General features: G+C 69.0%; 15 protein-coding genes and 1 riboswitch. Of the genes, 6 read left to right on the top strand and 9 right to left on the bottom strand.

Going from position 1 to position 16,317, the window contains the following annotated elements:
* Window positions 1–8 precede the first annotated feature (8 nt).
* Both cydB and ABZ386_RS29970 read right to left on the bottom strand, forming a co-directional pair.
* Window positions 9–1,013: a cytochrome d ubiquinol oxidase subunit II gene (cydB, locus tag ABZ386_RS29975; RefSeq protein WP_355714292.1), complete on the bottom strand. Its 1,005-nt coding sequence runs from the start codon at window positions 1,011–1,013 to the stop codon at window positions 9–11.
* A 20-nt stretch (window positions 1,014–1,033) separates the two neighbouring features.
* Window positions 1,034–2,539, bottom strand: coding sequence for a cytochrome ubiquinol oxidase subunit I (locus ABZ386_RS29970; protein ID WP_114254081.1), 1,506 nt, complete (start codon window positions 2,537–2,539; stop codon window positions 1,034–1,036).
* 140 nt (window positions 2,540–2,679) lie between these two features.
* Between ABZ386_RS29970 and ABZ386_RS29965 the strand changes: the two genes are divergently transcribed.
* Entirely contained in the window at window positions 2,680–3,075 is a 396-nt protein-coding gene (locus tag ABZ386_RS29965; protein WP_358966671.1) for a cyclophilin-like fold protein, read from the top strand.
* Between the two features lie 35 nt (window positions 3,076–3,110).
* On the opposite strand, the gene hisC is transcribed toward ABZ386_RS29965, so the two are convergent.
* Complete coding sequence (hisC, locus tag ABZ386_RS29960; RefSeq protein ID WP_351340595.1) at window positions 3,111–4,190, bottom strand: histidinol-phosphate transaminase; 1,080 nt, start codon at window positions 4,188–4,190, stop codon at window positions 3,111–3,113.
* A gap of 431 nt (window positions 4,191–4,621) precedes the next feature.
* On the opposite strand from hisC, the gene ABZ386_RS29955 reads away from it, so the two are divergent.
* The 3 genes from ABZ386_RS29955 (at window position 4,622) to ABZ386_RS29945 (ending at window position 8,166) form a co-directional block, all read left to right on the top strand.
* Complete coding sequence (locus ABZ386_RS29955) at window positions 4,622–5,734, top strand: LacI family DNA-binding transcriptional regulator (RefSeq protein WP_078650726.1); 1,113 nt, start codon at window positions 4,622–4,624, stop codon at window positions 5,732–5,734.
* A 293-nt stretch (window positions 5,735–6,027) separates the two neighbouring features.
* Window positions 6,028–7,116 carry a metallophosphoesterase family protein gene (locus ABZ386_RS29950; RefSeq protein WP_355714304.1) on the top strand — a complete coding sequence of 363 codons (1,089 nt, stop codon included), beginning with the start codon at window positions 6,028–6,030 and terminating at the stop codon, window positions 7,114–7,116.
* 183 nt (window positions 7,117–7,299) lie between these two features.
* A complete protein-coding gene (locus ABZ386_RS29945) occupies window positions 7,300–8,166 on the top strand; it encodes a hypothetical protein (RefSeq protein ID WP_358966668.1) in 867 nt (288 codons plus the stop codon).
* Between the two features lie 235 nt (window positions 8,167–8,401).
* Here ABZ386_RS29945 and ABZ386_RS29940 read toward each other — a convergent pair whose 3' ends face one another.
* Window positions 8,402–9,505: a hypothetical protein gene (locus ABZ386_RS29940; RefSeq protein WP_355714308.1), complete on the bottom strand. Its 1,104-nt coding sequence runs from the start codon at window positions 9,503–9,505 to the stop codon at window positions 8,402–8,404.
* A 73-nt stretch (window positions 9,506–9,578) separates the two neighbouring features.
* On the bottom strand, window positions 9,579–11,363 hold the full coding sequence (gene thiC / locus ABZ386_RS29935) for a phosphomethylpyrimidine synthase ThiC (protein ID WP_351340580.1): 1,785 nt from the start codon (window positions 11,361–11,363) through the stop codon (window positions 9,579–9,581).
* Window positions 11,356–11,545, bottom strand: a riboswitch (TPP riboswitch). (Overlaps the previous gene by 8 nt.)
* A 738-nt stretch (window positions 11,546–12,283) precedes the next feature.
* Between thiC and ABZ386_RS29930 the strand changes: the two genes are divergently transcribed.
* Window positions 12,284–13,486 (top strand): YibE/F family protein, encoded by a 1,203-nt coding sequence (locus ABZ386_RS29930; protein WP_356672312.1) that lies wholly within the window; start codon window positions 12,284–12,286, stop codon window positions 13,484–13,486.
* Window positions 13,487–13,584: 98 nt separating this feature from the next.
* Here the strand turns inward: ABZ386_RS29930 and ABZ386_RS29925 are convergent, their stop codons facing one another.
* The 4 genes from ABZ386_RS29925 to ABZ386_RS29910 form a co-directional block, all read right to left on the bottom strand.
* Window positions 13,585–14,019 carry an SsgA family sporulation/cell division regulator gene (locus tag ABZ386_RS29925; RefSeq protein ID WP_031115219.1) on the bottom strand — a complete coding sequence of 145 codons (435 nt, stop codon included), beginning with the start codon at window positions 14,017–14,019 and terminating at the stop codon, window positions 13,585–13,587.
* A 99-nt stretch (window positions 14,020–14,118) separates the two neighbouring features.
* The gene (locus ABZ386_RS29920; RefSeq protein WP_351340834.1) at window positions 14,119–14,853 is read right to left on the bottom strand and encodes an IclR family transcriptional regulator C-terminal domain-containing protein; all 735 of its coding nucleotides are present in this window, start codon (window positions 14,851–14,853) and stop codon (window positions 14,119–14,121) included.
* A 328-nt stretch (window positions 14,854–15,181) separates the two neighbouring features.
* Entirely contained in the window at window positions 15,182–15,394 is a 213-nt protein-coding gene (locus tag ABZ386_RS29915) for a DUF5326 family protein (RefSeq protein ID WP_003991465.1), read from the bottom strand.
* A 165-nt stretch (window positions 15,395–15,559) separates the two neighbouring features.
* The gene (locus ABZ386_RS29910) at window positions 15,560–15,877 is read right to left on the bottom strand and encodes a cupin domain-containing protein (RefSeq protein WP_031115217.1); all 318 of its coding nucleotides are present in this window, start codon (window positions 15,875–15,877) and stop codon (window positions 15,560–15,562) included.
* A 60-nt stretch (window positions 15,878–15,937) separates the two neighbouring features.
* Here ABZ386_RS29910 and ABZ386_RS29905 point away from each other — a divergent pair, with 60 nt between their 5' ends.
* On the top strand, window positions 15,938–16,315 hold the full coding sequence (locus ABZ386_RS29905; protein ID WP_114254091.1) for a phage holin family protein: 378 nt from the start codon (window positions 15,938–15,940) through the stop codon (window positions 16,313–16,315).
* Window positions 16,316–16,317: the final 2 nt, after the last annotated feature.

Genomic DNA, 16,317 nt, shown 5'->3' with positions numbered 1-16,317 from the left:
AACACACCTCAGTGCACCGGATCGGCGATGTGCTGCGTACCGATCCGCTTGCGGAACACCCAGTACGTCCAGCCCTGGTAGACCATCACGACCGGTGTGGCGATCGCCGCACACCACGTCATGATCTTCAGCGTGTACGGGCTGGACGAGGCGTTGGTGACGGTCAGGCTCCAGTCGGGATTCAGCGACGACGGCATGACGTTCGGGAACAGCGTCAGGAAGAGCACCGCCACCGTGGCCACGATGGTGAGCCCCGAGAAGGCGAACGCCCAGCCTTCACGACCCACCCGTGCCGCGCCGAGCGCCATGACGAGCGACGCCACGGCCGCGACCGCCGCGACGAGCGACACCCCGTCACCCCGGTCGGACTGCGTCCACCCCAGGAAGGCGAGGGCCAGCAGGGCGGTGACCAGTCCGACGCGCAGCGCCAGCTTCCGCGCCCGCTCCCGGATCTCCCCGACGGTCTTGAGCCCGACGAACACCGTCCCGTGGAAGGTGAAGAGCGCCAGCGTGACCAGGCCGCCCAGGAGGGCGTACGGGTTGAGCAGGTCCAGGACGCCGCCGGCGTAGTTGAAGTCCTGGTCGATCTTCACGCCCCGCACGATGTTGCCGAAGGCCACACCCCACAGGAACGCGGGGATCAGCGAGGTCCAGAAGATCGCTGTCTCCCAGTTGCGCTGCCAGTTCTCCTCGGGCCGCTTGGCCCGGTACTCGAAGGCCACGCCCCGGACGATGAGGCAGACCAGGATGACCAGCAGGGGCAGGTAGAAGCCGGAGAAGAGCGTGGCGTACCACTCGGGGAAGGCGGCGAAGGTCGCGCCGCCCGCCGAGAGCAGCCACACCTCGTTGCCGTCCCAGACGGGTCCGATGGTGTTGATCAGCACCCGCTTCTCGGGCCGGTTCCGGGCCAGCAGCTTCGTGAGCACACCGACCCCGAAGTCGAAGCCCTCCAGGAAGAAGTAGCCGGTCCACAGGACGGCGATCAGGACGAACCAGACGTCGTGCAGTTCCATGACTGTGCAGCTCCCTCGGCCTAGTACGAGAAGGCCATCGGCTTGTCGGCGTCACGGGAGTCGCCGCCGATCTTCGTGGGCGGGTTGAGGTCGGCCTCGGTGAGTTCGGGCGGTCCCGCCTTGACGTACTTGACCAGCAGCTTGACCTCGACGACGGCGAGGATCGCGTACAGCGTGGTGAAGACGATCATCGAGGTGAGGACCTCGGCCTGGGAGACACCGGGGGAGACCGCGTCCCGCGTCTGGAACAGGCCGTAGACGACCCACGGCTGGCGGCCCATCTCGGTGAAGATCCAGCCCCAGGAGTTGGCGATCAGCGGGAAGGCCATCGTCCACACCGCCACCAGCCAGTAGAGGCGCGTGAGCCGCGGCCGGAGCGGGTTCCGGAACAGCACCAGATGCGGCACCTCGTCCTCCCCGGTCCGCCAAGCGGCCGGCAGCAGGAACTTCTTCCGCGTGAGCCACAGCCCCAGCAGGCCGATCGAGAACGACGCCATGCCGAAGCCGATCATCCAGCGGAAGCCCCAGTAGGCGACGGGGACGATGGGCTTGTAGTCGCCGGGACCGAACTTCTCCTGGAGCGCCTTGTTGGTGTCGTTGATGCCCGGCACGTACGACTCGAAGTCGCTGTGGGCCAGGAAGGAGAGCAGGCCGGGGATCTCCAGGGCGACCTTGTTGTGGCCCTTGTCGACGTCCCCGTAGGCGAACACCGAGAAGGGCGCCGGCTTCTCGCCGTCCCACAGCGCCTCGGCAGCGGCCATCTTCATCGGCTGCTGCTCGTACATGACCTTGCCCAGGGTGTCCCCGCTGACCGCGGTGAGCAGGCCGCCGACGGCGACGGTGACCAGGCCGAGCCGGAGCGAGGTGCGCATCACCGGGATGTGCTTCTTGCGCAGCAGGTGGAAGGCGGCGATCCCCACCATGAAGGCGCCGCCCGTCAGGAAGGCCGCGGAGAAGCTGTGGAAGACCTGGTTGAGCGTGGTGTTCTGGGTCAGCACCAGCCAGAAGTCGGTCAGCTCGGCCCGGCCCTTCTCCCCGTTGATCCGGTAGCCGACCGGGTGCTGCATCCACGAGTTCGCGGCGAGGATGAAGTACGCCGACAGCAGCGTGCCGATCGAGACCATCCAGATGCAGGCCAGGTGGATCTTCTTGGGCAGCTTGTCCCAGCCGAAGATCCACAGGCCGATGAAGGTGGACTCGAAGAAGAAGGCGATCAGGGCCTCGAAGGCGAGCGGCGCACCGAACACGTCACCGACGAAGCGCGAGTAGTCGGACCAGTTCATGCCGAACTGGAACTCCTGCACGATGCCGGTGACCACGCCCATCGCGATGTTGATCAGGAAGAGCTTGCCCCAGAACTTCGTCGCCCGGAGGTACTTCTCCTTCTCCGTCCGCACCCAGGCGGTCTGCAGCCCGGCCGTGAGGGCGGCCAGCGAGATCGTCAGGGGGACGAACAGAAAGTGATAGACGGTGGTGATGCCGAACTGCCATCGCGCCAGGGTCTCCGGCGCCAAAGCCAGGTCCACGTCGCCGCTCCTTACATACGCTTGTGAAAGCGTTCACATTCACAAGCCATTATGCAGCACGCACTTTCGAGCCCGGGAGGGGGTCCCCCTGTGACGTCAACCCCTTGGCGCAGACTTCAACATATTGTTGAATCACCGGCATGCAGACGACACAGACACCCGTACGGATACGGATCTCCTGGCCAGCGGGCCACCTCACCGCGGCCCTCGACGACACCCCCACCACCCGGGCCCTCACCAAGGCCCTGCCTCTCGTCTCCACCGCACACCTCTGGGGTGAGGAGGTCTACTTCGACACAGGAGTGTCGGTTTCACGTGAAACACACGCCCGGGAGGTCGTGGAGCCCGGCACGGTCGCCTTCTGGACGGACGGCGATGCTCTCGCCCTCCCCTACGGCCCCACACCGATCTCACAGGGCGACGAATGCCGGCTCGCCAGCCCGTGCAATGTCCTGGGCCGGGTAGACGGCGACCTCCGCCTGCTCTCGACCGTGCGCGAAGGCGACCCGATACGCGTCGAGCCGGCCGACGACTAGCGCCGACCGGCTCGCACCGCGTTGCCGCTCAGGGTCTAGAGCTCCTTGCGGAACCCTTCCGCCACCTTGAGGAAGATGTCGTTCCCCTCGGCCTCCCCGACCGTCACCCGCACACCCTCACCCGGGAACGGCCGGATCACCACGCCCGCCTGCTCACACGCCTCGGCGAACGCGACCGTGCGCTCCCCCAGCCGCAGCCACACGAAGTTGGCCTGGGTCTCGGGCACCGTCCAGCCCTGGGCCCGCAGCCCGTCGACCACGCGCGTGCGCTCGCACACCAGCGAGCCGACCCGGCCGAACAGTTCGTCCTCGGCCCGCAACGAGGCGATCGCCGCCTCCTGCGCGAGCTGGCTCACCCCGAACGGCACCGCCGTCTTGCGCAGCGCCGCCGCCACGGGCTCGTGGGCGATGGCGAACCCGACCCGCAGCCCGGCCAGCCCGTACGCCTTGGAGAAGGTCCGCAGGACACAGACGTTGGGCCGGTCACGGTAGAGCTCGACGCCGTCCGGCACCTCGGGATCGCGGATGAACTCGCGGTACGCCTCGTCGAGCACCACCAGAACATCACCCGGCACCCGGTCGAGGAAGCGCTCCAGTTCCGCCCGGCGCACCACCGTTCCGGTCGGGTTGTTGGGGTTGCAGACGAAGATCAGCCGGGTCCGGTCGGTGATCGCCTCGGCCATCGCGTCCAAGTCGTGCACGTCCCCGGAGGTCAGCGGCACCTGCACCGACGTGGCCCCGCTGATCTGCGTGATGATCGGGTAGGCCTCGAAGGACCGCCAGGCGTAGATCACCTCGTCGCCGGGACCGGCGGTGGCCTGGATGAGCTGCTGGGCGACACCGACCGACCCGGTGCCGGTGGCCAGGTGGGACAGCGGAACGCCGAACCGCTCGGACAGCTCGTTCATCAGCGCCGTGCAGGCCATGTCCGGGTAGCGGTTGAAGTTGCACGCCGCCGCCGTCACGGTCTCCATCACACCCGGCAGGGGCGGGTAGGGGTTCTCGTTGGAGGACAGCTTGTAGGCCACCGGCCCACCGGCCGCGGCCGGCTTGCCCGGCTTGTAGGTGGGGATACCCTCCAGCTCGGCGCGCAGCTTGGGGCTCGTCTCGCTCACCGCAGTCCTCCTCGCGAAGACCGGCGGCCCATGACCGCCGCCGACATCCAATACTCCTCACCTTATGAGGATTCGGCGCCGCTGCGTATAGCCACGACAGCGCGGCACCCACCGGCCTCCTGCGCCCCGGCAACATCACGGGCATCGCCGTACGAAGGCGTACGAATCCGGGGGCGCGCCGCACATATATCTACGCGCCGGTGGTGCACGCCGTGGCGCGCATCCCCCGTGCAGGTGAGTTGAGACCTCTTCGCAACCTCGGCCACTTGGCAGGCCCGCACGGGCCGCCACACCACGTACTGCCATGGGAGCGCTCAACCCCCTTGGTTTCCACGGCAATTGAGGCTTAATGATCATGCAGAAACGTGCCTGTCAACGCGCGCATATGCGTCCGCCCTACCCCGCCGTATGAGCCCTACTATCGGCTCGCCATGACAGCAGCAGGGAAGCACCAGGTGAGCCGCGCGGAAACCTCACGTCGAGGCAGTCGGCCGGGTCGGGCGGGTATCAGAGACGTGGCCGCCGCCGCCGGAGTGTCCATCACGACCGTCTCCGATGCCCTCAACGGCAAGGGCAGGCTCCCGGACGCCACCCGGCGCCACGTCCGCGAGGTCGCCGACCGACTGGGCTACCGACCCTCGGCCGCCGCCCGGACCCTCCGTACCGGCAAGTCGGGACTCATCGGCCTGACCGTGACGACGTACGGGGATGAACCTTTCACCTTCACCGAGTTCGCGTACTTCGCCGAGATGGCGCGCGCCGCCACCTCCGCCGCGCTCGCCCGCGGCTACGCCCTCGTCATCCTGCCCGCGACCTCCCGCCACGACGTGTGGTCGAACGTCGCCCTGGACGGCACGGTCGTCATCGACCCCTCCGACCAGGACCCGGTCGTCAGCGAGCTCGTCCGGCAGGGCCTCCCCGTCGTCTCCGACGGCCGCCCGGCCGGCTCGCTGCCGGTCACGGCCTGGGTCGACAACGACCACGAGGCCGCCGTCCTCGGCATCCTCGACCACCTGGCCGACGCGGGCGCCCGCCGCATCGGCCTGCTGACCGGCACGACCACGGACACGTACACCCACCTGTCGACCACCGCGTACCTGCGCTGGTGCGAGCGGGTCGGCCAGGACCCGGTGTACGAGGCCTACCCGGCGCACGATCCGTGCGCGGGCGCCGTCGCCGCCGACCGCCTCCTCGCCCGGCCCGACCGCCCCGACGCGGTCTACGGCCTGTTCGACCCGAACGGCACCGACCTGCTCGCCGCCGCCCGCCGCTACGGGCTGCGCGTACCGGACGACCTGCTGCTGGTCTGCTGCAGCGAGTCCACCGTGTACGCCAACACCGAGCCGCCGATCACCACGCTCTCGCTGAAGCCGCGCCGCATCGGCACGGCGGTGGTGCAGCTCCTCATCGACGCCATCGAGGGCGTGGAATCCGACCATCCGGTCGAGCAGGTGATACCGACGGAGCTGATCGTGCGCACGTCCTCGCAGCGACGCCCGCCGCGCACGACGGTCAGCCCGCCGCGGTCCCCCGAAGGGGCATAGTTCCGGCCCGGGTACGCCCGCCGCCCGGTAAGGGGAAGATCGCGCTCCTGAGGAGAAACGGGGCCGGTCCCCCGGAGAGAAGGGATCGTTCTCGCGAAGAGAAGGAAAGCGAGGACGGTCACACGGTGGTCAAAGCCCGGCTCAATCGGGGCGAAAGCCGCGGTGAACTGGACTCTTGCTCTGATTCACCACCCCTGGGTCATCACATGGCGCGATCCGCATTCCTATGATGGGCCCACGACACCGGCGGGCCGCTACGACCAGGCAGTCCGATGCGGTGCAGATGCGGCGCGATGGTGGAGGGGTCGATGACTCAGGGGGCCGGTCAGGGACCCGAGGTGGAGCGCACGGCGACGTTGCGCGACTTCCGGGTGCCCGCGTACGTCCACGAGGCCGGTCCGTACGTCCACAGCGTCCACCCCGGCGAGATCGCCCCGCCGCCCGAGGAGACCTACCCCGAGGGCTACACGCCGACCCAGCGCGACCTTCCCGTCGTCAACCGGGGCGACACTGTCCAGGTGACCGTCGACCCCGAGACCGCCGCCGTCCCGCAGACCACCGGGCAGGGTCCGCTGTACGTCGTGGGCGACGTGCACGGCTACCTCGACGAACTGGTGGCCGCCCTGCAGGAGAAGGGCCTGCTCGACGCCGCGGGCAACTGGTGCGCGGGAACCGCCCGGCTGTGGTTCCTCGGCGACTTCACCGACCGCGGCCCGGACGGCATCGGCGTCATCGACCTGGTGATGCGGCTGTCCGCCGAGGCCGCCGCGGCCGGCGGCTACTGCAAAGCGCTCATGGGCAACCACGAGCTGCTGCTGCTCGGCGCCAAGCGGTTCGGCGACACCCCCGTCAACTCCGGCGCCGGCACAGCCACCTTCCAGGCGGCCTGGCTGCTCAACGGCGGCCAGAAGACCGACATGGACCGCCTCCAGGACCACCACCTGCAGTGGATGTCCCGCCTGGACGCCGTCGAGGAGGTCGACGGCCATCTGCTCGTGCACTCCGACACCACCGCCTACCTCGACTACGGCCGCTCCATCGAAGAGGTCAACGACACCGTCCGCGAGACGCTCACGCGCAACGACGCGGACGAGGTCTGGGACCTGTTCCGCAAGTTCACCAAGCGGTTCTCCTTCCGCGACGAGGGCGGCGCGGACGCCGTGCGCTCCCTGCTCGATACGTACGGGGGCACCCGTATCGTTCACGGCCACAGCCCGATTCCGTATCTGGTGGGCGAGGTGGGCTCCGAGGACGACGAGGACAGCGGCGCCCCCGTGATCGAGGGACCGCACGTCTACGCCGACGGTCTCGCCATCGCGATGGACGGCGGCGTGACCATGGCCGGAAAGCTGCTGGTCCAGCAACTGCCCCTGGGTACGTGAACGTTCACCGGGCAGGCGTTCCCTGTCACAGGACCGGACCGGTGAGGGGCCAATTTCGGTAAACCCCCTGTCACCGCCCACCTCCACCGCTCTACCATCGGCTTATCCGTAGCAGGCTCCCCTCCGTTTCTGCCCGACGGCTCGTCAGCATGCCGAGCCCCAAGCCCTACGGAGCATCGGGGGATGCACATGAACAGCGTTCCGCAGCACCTGCTGAGCGAGGACCGCCAGGAATACGAGCGGATCCTCGATGAGGCGCTGCGCTCCGCACCACACCGTCCGGAACTGGCCGCTGTCGGACAGCGGCTCAACCCCGAGCAACTGCGCACCATGGCACTCAACGCCACCGCGCTCATCACGGCGGCCGCGTCGACCGAATACCAGCACTACGTCAAGGTCCGCGAGGAGCTGCGCCACCCGGCGCCCTCCGCCTCGCCGTCCGTCCGCGAGTCCGGCTCCTCCGAGCCGGGCACGGGCGCGACGGGGCTCGCCGCCACGATGGGCGAGGTCGCCGAGACCGCCGGCGCGGGCGCCGTCGCCGTCGTCGCCGTCCTCGCTCCTGTCCTGGCCGGCACCGCGGCGGCGATCTTCCTGCTCGTCGGCTACATCCTGCGGATGCTCGACCCCGGGCAGGCGTTCGCCCAGACCCTGCTCACCACGGGCTGGGTGTTCGGCGCCGTCACCGCGGTCGCGATCCTCGTCGCCGCGGTGGGACTCCTGCTCACCGCCCTGCGCAACAAGCCGACGGCCGAGAGCGGTCCGTACGGCGAACTGCAACAGGAGGTGGACCGAGCCAGGGAGGACTGGCGTGAGGCCCTGTTGGAGCGGGGCATCCTGCCCTTCCTGCGGGAGGCCCTCACCGGCCCGGATGCGGCCGCAGCGCTGCACCGCCCGTCCCCGTCCACACCGGTCAGCCGCATGCCGCACCTCGGCTACGACCGTCCGGGTTTCACCAGCCCGGACGACGGCGGCCGCGGCTCGCGGCCGAGCTTCACCAGCCCGGACTACACCAGCCCGGACTTCGGAGGACCGGAACACCAGCCGGAGTAGCCGTCGGCGCCCTTTCGCGGCGCCCGTCGGCTTGCGCTCCCCCGCGGGGAGCAGCACAGGGAGCGCAAGCCGGACACCCGGCCCTGCTGCACCGGATCCAACCTCCGGCACCGGCCACACCCTTCGGCGCCATATCCAACCTCCGGCACCGGCCCACCCTGCGGCACCGGACTCACCCTGTGACACCGGCCCCGCCCCACCCTGCGGCGGCACCGGATCCACGCGGTGGGTGGATTCACAGGCGGCGGAGGATCTGTGCCTCGACCCGTTCGACCGTGCGACGGCTGAAGGCGTGCACCAGCGCGAGGTGGTACAGCGCCGGTGCCGTCGGCGCCCACCGGTGGACGCGGTCGTCGCGCAGCAGGTACCTGACCACCGTCGTCGGCCGGAAGGGGACGAAGTCGATGGTCTGGTGCTCCCAACGGTCGGCGACGCCCCTGCTCATCCGCGCCTGCAGATCCGTGCTCTTGAGCTCCCGCAACCTGGCGTAGAAGTGCGCACTCCAGCCCCTCCTCTCCACGTCCAGCACGAAGGCCAGCAGTTCGAGCGTGTACTCCTGGGCCTCCAGGGACAGTTCCTCCCGCATGCCGCGGCGGGCCACGGCGTGCAGGTCCGGTGCGTTCCTCCCCGACGAGTCGATGTGGCGTGACAGGCCCTCGTTGACGGAGGAGTTCCAGACGCCCGGTGCCATCCGGACCCGGTCGCTGCGCTGGGTCACCACGAGCATGTCGTCCGCGGTGACGACCGCGATGTTGACCCCCAGGCTGCACTGCAGGAACGCCGGGGCCTTGAGCGGCTCGTCCGGGTCCAGATAGCGCGATCTGGGCGTCGTACCGTCCGGGAGCCGGCGGTCCAGTTGCTGTGCTGCGAGGAAGGTGTAGTAGTCGGTCGGGCGCAGTCGCAGGTGGACTTCGGGGCGCTCCTCCAGGGCCGTACGGGAGATGTCGAGGGATTCGACCGCGTACCGGGGGCCGTTCCACAGGGGAGTGCGTCCCTCGGCTTGCAGGCGCTCGCTCTCCTCGGCGATCTCGTCCCGCCAGCCGGCCATGTCCGCGGGCAGCGTCACCTCCTCGTCGAGCACCTGCACATGGACAGTTTCAGGCGATATGGGCAACTCTCCGTCGCCCTCGACGATGAGGGCGGACGTCTGGAGCGGGCCGAGGGAGAACGCCCGCCAGGCGGGCGCCGACTCGTCCCGCCGGCCCATGCTGCGGATCGCGCTCGTCGAGCGTCTGCGCAGGCGGTACCACGCGTCCTGCAGCGGCTGCTGGAACAGCACGGCGAACAACATGCCGAGGACAGCGCCCACGACGCCGTTGACCACATCGATCCCATCCATGGCAGAAACCTTAGGGATCTTGGGCCGGGCAGGGTGCGCCGTGCTGTTTCCGTTACGCGGCCGGCAGTCCGGATCAGTCCGCGATCGGCAGGTACACCCGGTTCCCGCTCGCCGCGAACTCCTTCGACTTCTGTGCCATGCCCTCCTCGATCTCACTCCGGCTGCCGCCGTGTTCACGGCGGATGTCCTGCGAGATCTTCATGCTGCAGAACTTCGGACCGCACATCGAGCAGAAGTGGGCCGTCTTGGCGGGTTCCGCCGGCAGGGTCTCGTCGTGGAACTCCCGTGCCGTGTCCGGGTCGAGGGCCAGGTTGAACTGGTCCTCCCACCGGAACTCGAAGCGGGCGTCGGACAGCGCGTCGTCCCACTCCTGCGCGCCCGGATGCCCCTTGGCGAGGTCGGCCGCGTGGGCGGCGATCTTGTAGGTGATGACGCCGGTCTTGACGTCGTCGCGGTTCGGCAGGCCCAGGTGCTCCTTGGGCGTGACGTAGCACAGCATGGCCGTGCCCCACCAGGCGATCATCGCGGCACCGATGCCGGAGGTGATGTGGTCGTACGCCGGGGCGACGTCCGTGGTCAGCGGGCCGAGCGTATAGAACGGAGCTTCATCGCAGATCTCCTGCTGAAGGTCGATGTTCTCCTTGATCTTGTGCATCGGGACGTGGCCCGGGCCTTCGATCATGGTCTGTACGTTGAAACGCTTGGCGATCCGGTTGAGTTCCCCGAGCGTCCTCAACTCCGCGAACTGCGCCTCGTCGTTGGCGTCCGCGATCGAACCGGGCCGCAGACCGTCTCCGAGGGAGTACGTGACGTCGTAGGCGGCGAGGATCTCGCAGAGCTCCTCGAAGTTCTCGTAGAGGAACGACTCCTTGTGGTGCGCGAGGCACCAGGCGGCCATGATCGAGCCACCGCGGGAGACGATGCCGGTCTTGCGGTTCGCCGTCAGCGGCACGTACGCCAGGCGCACGCCCGCGTGGACCGTCATGTAGTCCACGCCCTGCTCGGCCTGCTCGATGACCGTGTCCTTGTAGATCTCCCAGGTCAGTTCCTCGGCGCGGCCGTCGACCTTCTCCAGGGCCTGGTAGAGCGGCACGGTGCCGATGGGGACGGGGGAGTTGCGCAGCACCCACTCACGCGTGGTGTGGATGTTGCGGCCGGTGGACAGGTCCATGACCGTGTCGGCGCCCCAGCGGGTCGCCCAGGTCATCTTCTCGACCTCCTCCTCGATGGAGGACGTCACGGCCGAGTTGCCGATGTTGGCGTTGACCTTCACCAGGAACCGCTTGCCGATGATCATCGGCTCGATCTCCGGGTGGTTGACGTTGGCCGGCAGCACCGCCCGGCCCGCCGCGATCTCGTCGCGCACGACCTCGGGCGAAACGTTCTCCCGGATGGCCACGTACTCCATCTCGGGCGTGATCTCGCCCCGGCGGGCGTACGCGAGCTGCGTGACCGCCTTGCCGTCCCTGCTGCGGCGTGGCTGACGTGGCCGGCCGGGGAAGACGGCGTCGAGGTTGCGCAGGCCGCCGCGGGGCGAGGTGTGCTTGATGCCGTCGTCCTCGGGGCGGACGGGGCGGCCCGCGTACTCCTCGGTGTCGCCGCGGGCGATGATCCAGTTCTCGCGCAGCGGCGGCAGGCCCCTGCGGACGTCGGTCTCGACGTGCGGATCGGTATAGGGGCCGGATGTGTCGTACAGCGTGACCGACTGCCCGTTGGTGAGATGCACCTGACGGACCGGCACCCGCAGGTCGGGGCGGGTGCCCTCGACGTACGCCTTGTGCCAGCCGATGGACTTCCCGGCCTCCTCGGACTGTCCGTCCTGAACGGAGGCAGGCGTGCGTGCGTCCTTGTTGGTCATGAGACCTACTCCCTACGCCGGCATTACCCGGTAACAGGTTCGGCGGTCGACGCAGCGGTATCCGTCCGGCGACGTTTCGTGTGAAACATCACTCGACTCCGGCGATGTTTCATGTGAAACATCGCTGGGACGGAGGTCAGCGCCCTCTCAGCCCGGTGCTCCGAGCTCCCGCGTGTACAAAAGGTGCCTCCACGCTAGCGGCAATCTTGGCGCGGTGAACAGAGGGCCCCCCTCGTTCTTGCGATGATCGGTCGGTGACCACGACGCAGCGTCCCCCTTACCCACCGCCCGAGCCGCCCCGCGGATCCGGCGCCGGAAACGGCAACGGCCCGGGAGACGGCCATGATTTCTCCGCCGGAGCGGGGCATGGCCCTGCCCGGGGGCAGGGGCATGGCCAGGAGCAGGGCCATGGCCAGGGGTATGGACCCGGTGCGGGTTTCGGGGGCGGGGCGTCCAGGGCCGGCGGTGAGCACGGTCCCGGTTCCGCGGGTGGGCGCGGTCCGGGTTCCCCCGGAGGGCATGGTGTCGGTTCTGCCGGTGGGCAGGGCCTCGGCCGCGGCGGTGGGTACGGGCCCGGCTACGGCGGGGGCCAAGGTTCCGGCTCCGGCGGTGGACAGGGCGGCCCCGTTGGCGGGCAGGGCCCCGGTCACTCCGGTGGGCAGGGCCCCGGTCACTCCGGTGGGCACGGACCCGGCCCCTCCGGCGGGCAGGGCCCAGGTCCCTCCGGTGGGCAGGGTCCCGGTTCCGGAGGCGGGCCCGGCGGCGGTGGCGGGCATGGTCACGGGCACGGCTCCGGGTCAGGGCCGGGCGGCGGACACGGGCACGGGCATTCGCACAGCCACAGCCACGGCCCGGCCACGCCCGTCTCCCTGCATCTGCGGAAGGTCATCGCGGCGGTCCTGATCCCGTTCACCGCGGCCGTGCTGGTCGGGCTCGTCGTGCTGTGGCCGGGCGGCGCCCCGCCGCACGAGCGCACCGGCGTCGGCTTCGACCGGCAGACCCAGCAGGCCACGGTCACCAAGGTCGTCGACGTGAGCTGCAAGGAGGCCGGCGCCTCGGGCGTCCCGCCGACCGGCGACACCTCCACCGCCGAGGGCTCCTCCGCGGTGCAGCAGGAGAACGGCACCTGCAAGCGGGCGACGATCCGGGTCGACAGCGGCGACGACAAGGGCCGCACCTTCACCGAGATCGTCCAGCCGGACCAGTCCCGCCAGCTGCACGAGGGCCAGAAGGTCGTGGTCGCCTACGAGCCCTCCGCGCCGAGGGACCTGCAGTACTCGGTCACCGACGTCAACCGCCGACTGCCCATGGGCCTGCTGGCCGGCATCTTCGCCCTCGCCGTCGTGGTCGTCGGGCGGCTGCGGGGTGTCATGGCCCTGGTCGCACTGGCGATCAGCTTCCTGGTCCTGAACTTCTTCATCCTGCCGGCGATCCTGCAGGGCTCGAATCCCCTGGTCGTGGCGGTGGTGGGCGCGAGCGCCATCATGCTCATCGCGCTGTATCTGTGCCATGGCCTGTCCGCGCGAACATCCGTGGCGGTGATCGGCACCCTCATCTCGCTGCTGCTGATCGGTGTCCTCGGCTCGGCGTTCATCGACTGGGCCGCGCTGACCGGCAACACCGACGACAACACCGGTCTGATCCACGGCCTCTACCCGACGATCGACATGAGCGGTCTGCTGCTCGCCGGCGTCATCATCGGTTCGCTCGGTGTGCTCGACGACGTGACGGTCACGCAGACGTCGGCGGTCTGGGAGCTGCACGAGGCCAACCCGTCGATGGGCTGGCGCGGGCTCTACCGGGCGGGCATCCGGATCGGCCGGGACCACATCGCCTCGGTCGTCAACACGCTGGTCCTCGCCTACGCGGGTGCCGCGCTGCCGCTGCTGCTGCTGTTCTCCATCGCGCAGAGCGGTGTGGGGACGGTCGCCAACAGCGAGCTGGTCGCGGAGGAGATCGTGCGGACTCTGGTCGGTTCGATCGGCCTGGTCGCCTCGGTGCCGGTCACCACGGCCCTGGCCGCGCTCGTCGTCTCGGCCGACCGCACGGGAGGGGAACCTGCCGCGGAGGCTTCAGCGGTCCCGGCCCGCGGGGGCAAGGGAGGCCGGCGCCGCAAGCGCTGACACACCGGCAGGTTCTCGCCCCGCCCCGGGGAGAAGCGTTCCTGCACAGCGGGCGGCATCCGGTGAAGCGTTACTCCACCGTGCCGCCGGCTGATGTCTCACCCGGCGCCCTGTTCCGCGAGGATGCGGTCCAGGGCCTCGTCGAGGTGGGCGTCGAAGTCGGCGAGCGAGCCCTCCTGGCCGAGGGGCACCAGCTTGTCGGTGCGGTCGAGGAACGCGACGAGCGGTGCCGTCGAGGACCTGAACAACGCCTGATCGCTGCCCACCTGAAGCCGGATCAACACCTCGCCCAGCGCGTCGGGTTCGACGGGTGTGACCCGCACATCACCCTCCCCGCACGGGCGGCCGACCCCGTCGATCAGCAACTCCCGCCCGAAAGCCCACGTCACCGGGGCGTCACCGGGCAGGTGGAAGGTCAACCGGACGGCATAGGGATCACTGGTCTCATAGCGCAGCTCCACCGGAATGCGGAAGGAGAGCTCCTCGGACACGAGAAAGCTCATCATGACCTCTGCCTGTACGGACTCGCGCATCGCTAACCCCGTCATTCGCCGTGGACTGGCCGGGAACGAACCTCTGACACTTGGTGGAATCTTGCTGAACGTACACAGCAGATCACAAGGAGTGAGTTTTCACATACTGATAGAGAGCGCGAGCGACCCGAGCCGACGCCCGATCTCGCTCTGCAACTGACGGGCCGCGGGCAGCAGCCGGTCCTCCTGGTGAGCAGGCAGGGAGATGGCCATCGTCGCGGCCGTGTTGCCGAGGGTGAGCGGAATCGCCGCGCAGACCGCACCCAGGGCGTACTCCTGACGTTCGGTCACCGGCTCCATCCGCCGCACCCGCTCCAGGCGCCGGAGCAGGCTGTGGTTGTCCCGCACCGTGTACGGAGTGAGGGGCTGCACCGGGTAGCGGTCGAGGTGGTCGCGGCGGGCCTCCTCGTCCAGCTGGGACAGCAGGCACTGGCCGATGGCGTGCGCGTGCCCGGTCTCCCGGAAGTCGGCCCACTCCTCCACCGCCGGGTTGCCCGGGGTGTCGGAGACGCACATGACCTCGATCTCGCCCTCGCGATAGGCCGCGTAGTACACCGGGACGCCGAGCAGGTCCCGCCAGTGCGCGAGTGCGTCGACGACCGTGCTGCGACGTTTCTGCCGTGCCCCGCTGCTGCTGAGCCGCTCGGCCGCCTCACCGAGAAAGAACAGCCCCTTGTCGCGGCGCAGATAGCCCTCGTGCACGAGCGTGCGCAGCAGGTGGTAGGTCGTGGGCAGCGCCAGCCCGGTCTCGCGGGCCAGTTGCTTGGCCGGGGCGCCGTATTCGTGCTCGGCGACGGTCTCCAGCAGGCGCATCGCGCGCTGGACGGATCCGATGAGGGTCGCCGGTGGCGGTGGCGGTGGCGTGACGGGAGACGGTGGCTCGGGGGGTGCCGCCGAGCGGGGTTGGGCGGGGACGGTGTGGAGGTGGACAGGTGCGGTGTCAGCCGGAGCCAAGGGGCACTCCCGAAACGCGAGGGGGGCAGCCCGTGTCGATGAACACGGGTGGGGGTGTACGCCGCTCGCGGGGGATGTCCCCGCGTCGAGTTCCGGACTCTATTCGTCTGCCACCGCGCGCAGACGGCCCCGCAGGGAAACTTCCCCCGGCCGAGGGAACCGTTGATTCCGGGTGTTTCCCGCTACCCCCACCGGTTTCCCACCGGTCTCACCAGTCGCTGCGCGACGAGGAGCTGGAAGTGAACTTCCGTACGACGTAGATCAGTCCGCCGACCAGTGCCACGAAGACCAGCACCTTGAAGAGCAGTCCGATGACGAAGCCCACCACGCTGGCTATCAGCCCGCCGAACACGACGAGGGCGATGACCGGCACCGCGACCCACTTCACCCACCACGGCAGTCCCGCGAAGATCTCTCGCATCGCCCTCGTCCTTACCTCTCCACCCGTTCGAGTGCCGGGTCCTGTCGGTCCTTCTGGATCTCTGGTGTCCTGCACTCGATGCTAGGTCCAGGAGAGGGCCTCACGGGGGCCTCGCACCCCTTGTCCTCCCCTGACCGATCCCCTAGGGAACCCGGAGGCTGCTCGTCAGCTCTCGGGCGGAGAGAAGACCACCAGCACCCTGAGGTCCTCGGTGATGTGGTGGAACTTGTGGGCGACACCCGCCGGCACGTACACCACGCTGCCGCGCGCCACCTGGGTCGTCTCCAGCCCGACGGTGATCGCGGCACGGCCGCTCACAACGAAGTAGACCTCGTCCTGATTGTGCGGCTTCTGTGGATCCTGTTCGCCCGCATCCAGGGCGTACAGACCGACCGACATGTTCTGCTCGCGGAGAAACTGCAGGTAAGCGCCCTCGTTGGCGGCGCGCTCCGCCTCCAGTTCGTCCAGCCGGAATGCCTTCATCGCCTTGTCCGCCCCTGCCTCTTGTGCCCATGTCCGATCAGGTCTGCCACGATCAGACACATGAAGAATTTCGTAGTCAAGACGATCGCCAACGCGGGTGCCCTGGCGGTCGCCGTGTGGCTGCTCGACAAGATCACCCTGACCGGTGACAGCACGGGCAAGAAGGTCGGCACCCTGATCGTGGTCGCGCTGCTCTTCGGCCTGGTGAACTTCCTGGTCAAGCCGGTCGTCAAGCTCCTCAGTCTGCCGCTGCTGATCCTGACGCTCGGCCTGTTCACCCTGGTCGTCAACGCGTTGATGCTGCTCCTCACGTCGTGGCTGGCCGACAAGCTCGACCTGAGCTTCCACGTGGAGGGCTTCTGGACGGCCGTCCTGGGCGGTCTGATCATCTCGGTCGTCTCCTGGGCGCTGCACGTCGTCCTGCCGGACGGGGACTGAGG

The organism is Streptomyces sp. NPDC006140 (genome assembly GCF_040628815.1).
Taxonomy (GTDB): Bacteria; Actinomycetota; Actinomycetes; order Streptomycetales; family Streptomycetaceae; genus Streptomyces.
The sequence above is the reverse complement of the archived record's forward strand: the minus strand, read 5'-3'. Positions and strand labels throughout refer to the sequence as shown.

What these genes read in the sequence shown, in the direction of transcription:
- ABZ386_RS29910 (WP_031115217.1), bottom strand. Translation starts at nt 15,877, where the DNA reads ATGAAGGCATTCCGGCTGGACGAACTGGAGGCGGAGCGCGCCGCCAAC.
- ABZ386_RS29915 (WP_003991465.1), bottom strand. Translation starts at nt 15,394, where the DNA reads ATGCGAGAGATCTTCGCGGGACTGCCGTGGTGGGTGAAGTGGGTCGCG.
- ABZ386_RS29965 (WP_358966671.1), top strand. Translation starts at nt 2,680, where the DNA reads ATGCAGACGACACAGACACCCGTACGGATACGGATCTCCTGGCCAGCG.
- cydB (WP_355714292.1), bottom strand. Translation starts at nt 1,013, where the DNA reads ATGGAACTGCACGACGTCTGGTTCGTCCTGATCGCCGTCCTGTGGACC.
- ABZ386_RS29950 (WP_355714304.1), top strand. Translation starts at nt 6,028, where the DNA reads ATGGTGGAGGGGTCGATGACTCAGGGGGCCGGTCAGGGACCCGAGGTG.
- thiC (WP_351340580.1), bottom strand. Translation starts at nt 11,363, where the DNA reads ATGACCAACAAGGACGCACGCACGCCTGCCTCCGTTCAGGACGGACAG.
- ABZ386_RS29955 (WP_078650726.1), top strand. Translation starts at nt 4,622, where the DNA reads ATGACAGCAGCAGGGAAGCACCAGGTGAGCCGCGCGGAAACCTCACGT.
- ABZ386_RS29925 (WP_031115219.1), bottom strand. Translation starts at nt 14,019, where the DNA reads ATGCGCGAGTCCGTACAGGCAGAGGTCATGATGAGCTTTCTCGTGTCC.
- ABZ386_RS29945 (WP_358966668.1), top strand. Translation starts at nt 7,300, where the DNA reads ATGCACATGAACAGCGTTCCGCAGCACCTGCTGAGCGAGGACCGCCAG.
- ABZ386_RS29905 (WP_114254091.1), top strand. Translation starts at nt 15,938, where the DNA reads ATGAAGAATTTCGTAGTCAAGACGATCGCCAACGCGGGTGCCCTGGCG.
- ABZ386_RS29940 (WP_355714308.1), bottom strand. Translation starts at nt 9,505, where the DNA reads ATGGATGGGATCGATGTGGTCAACGGCGTCGTGGGCGCTGTCCTCGGC.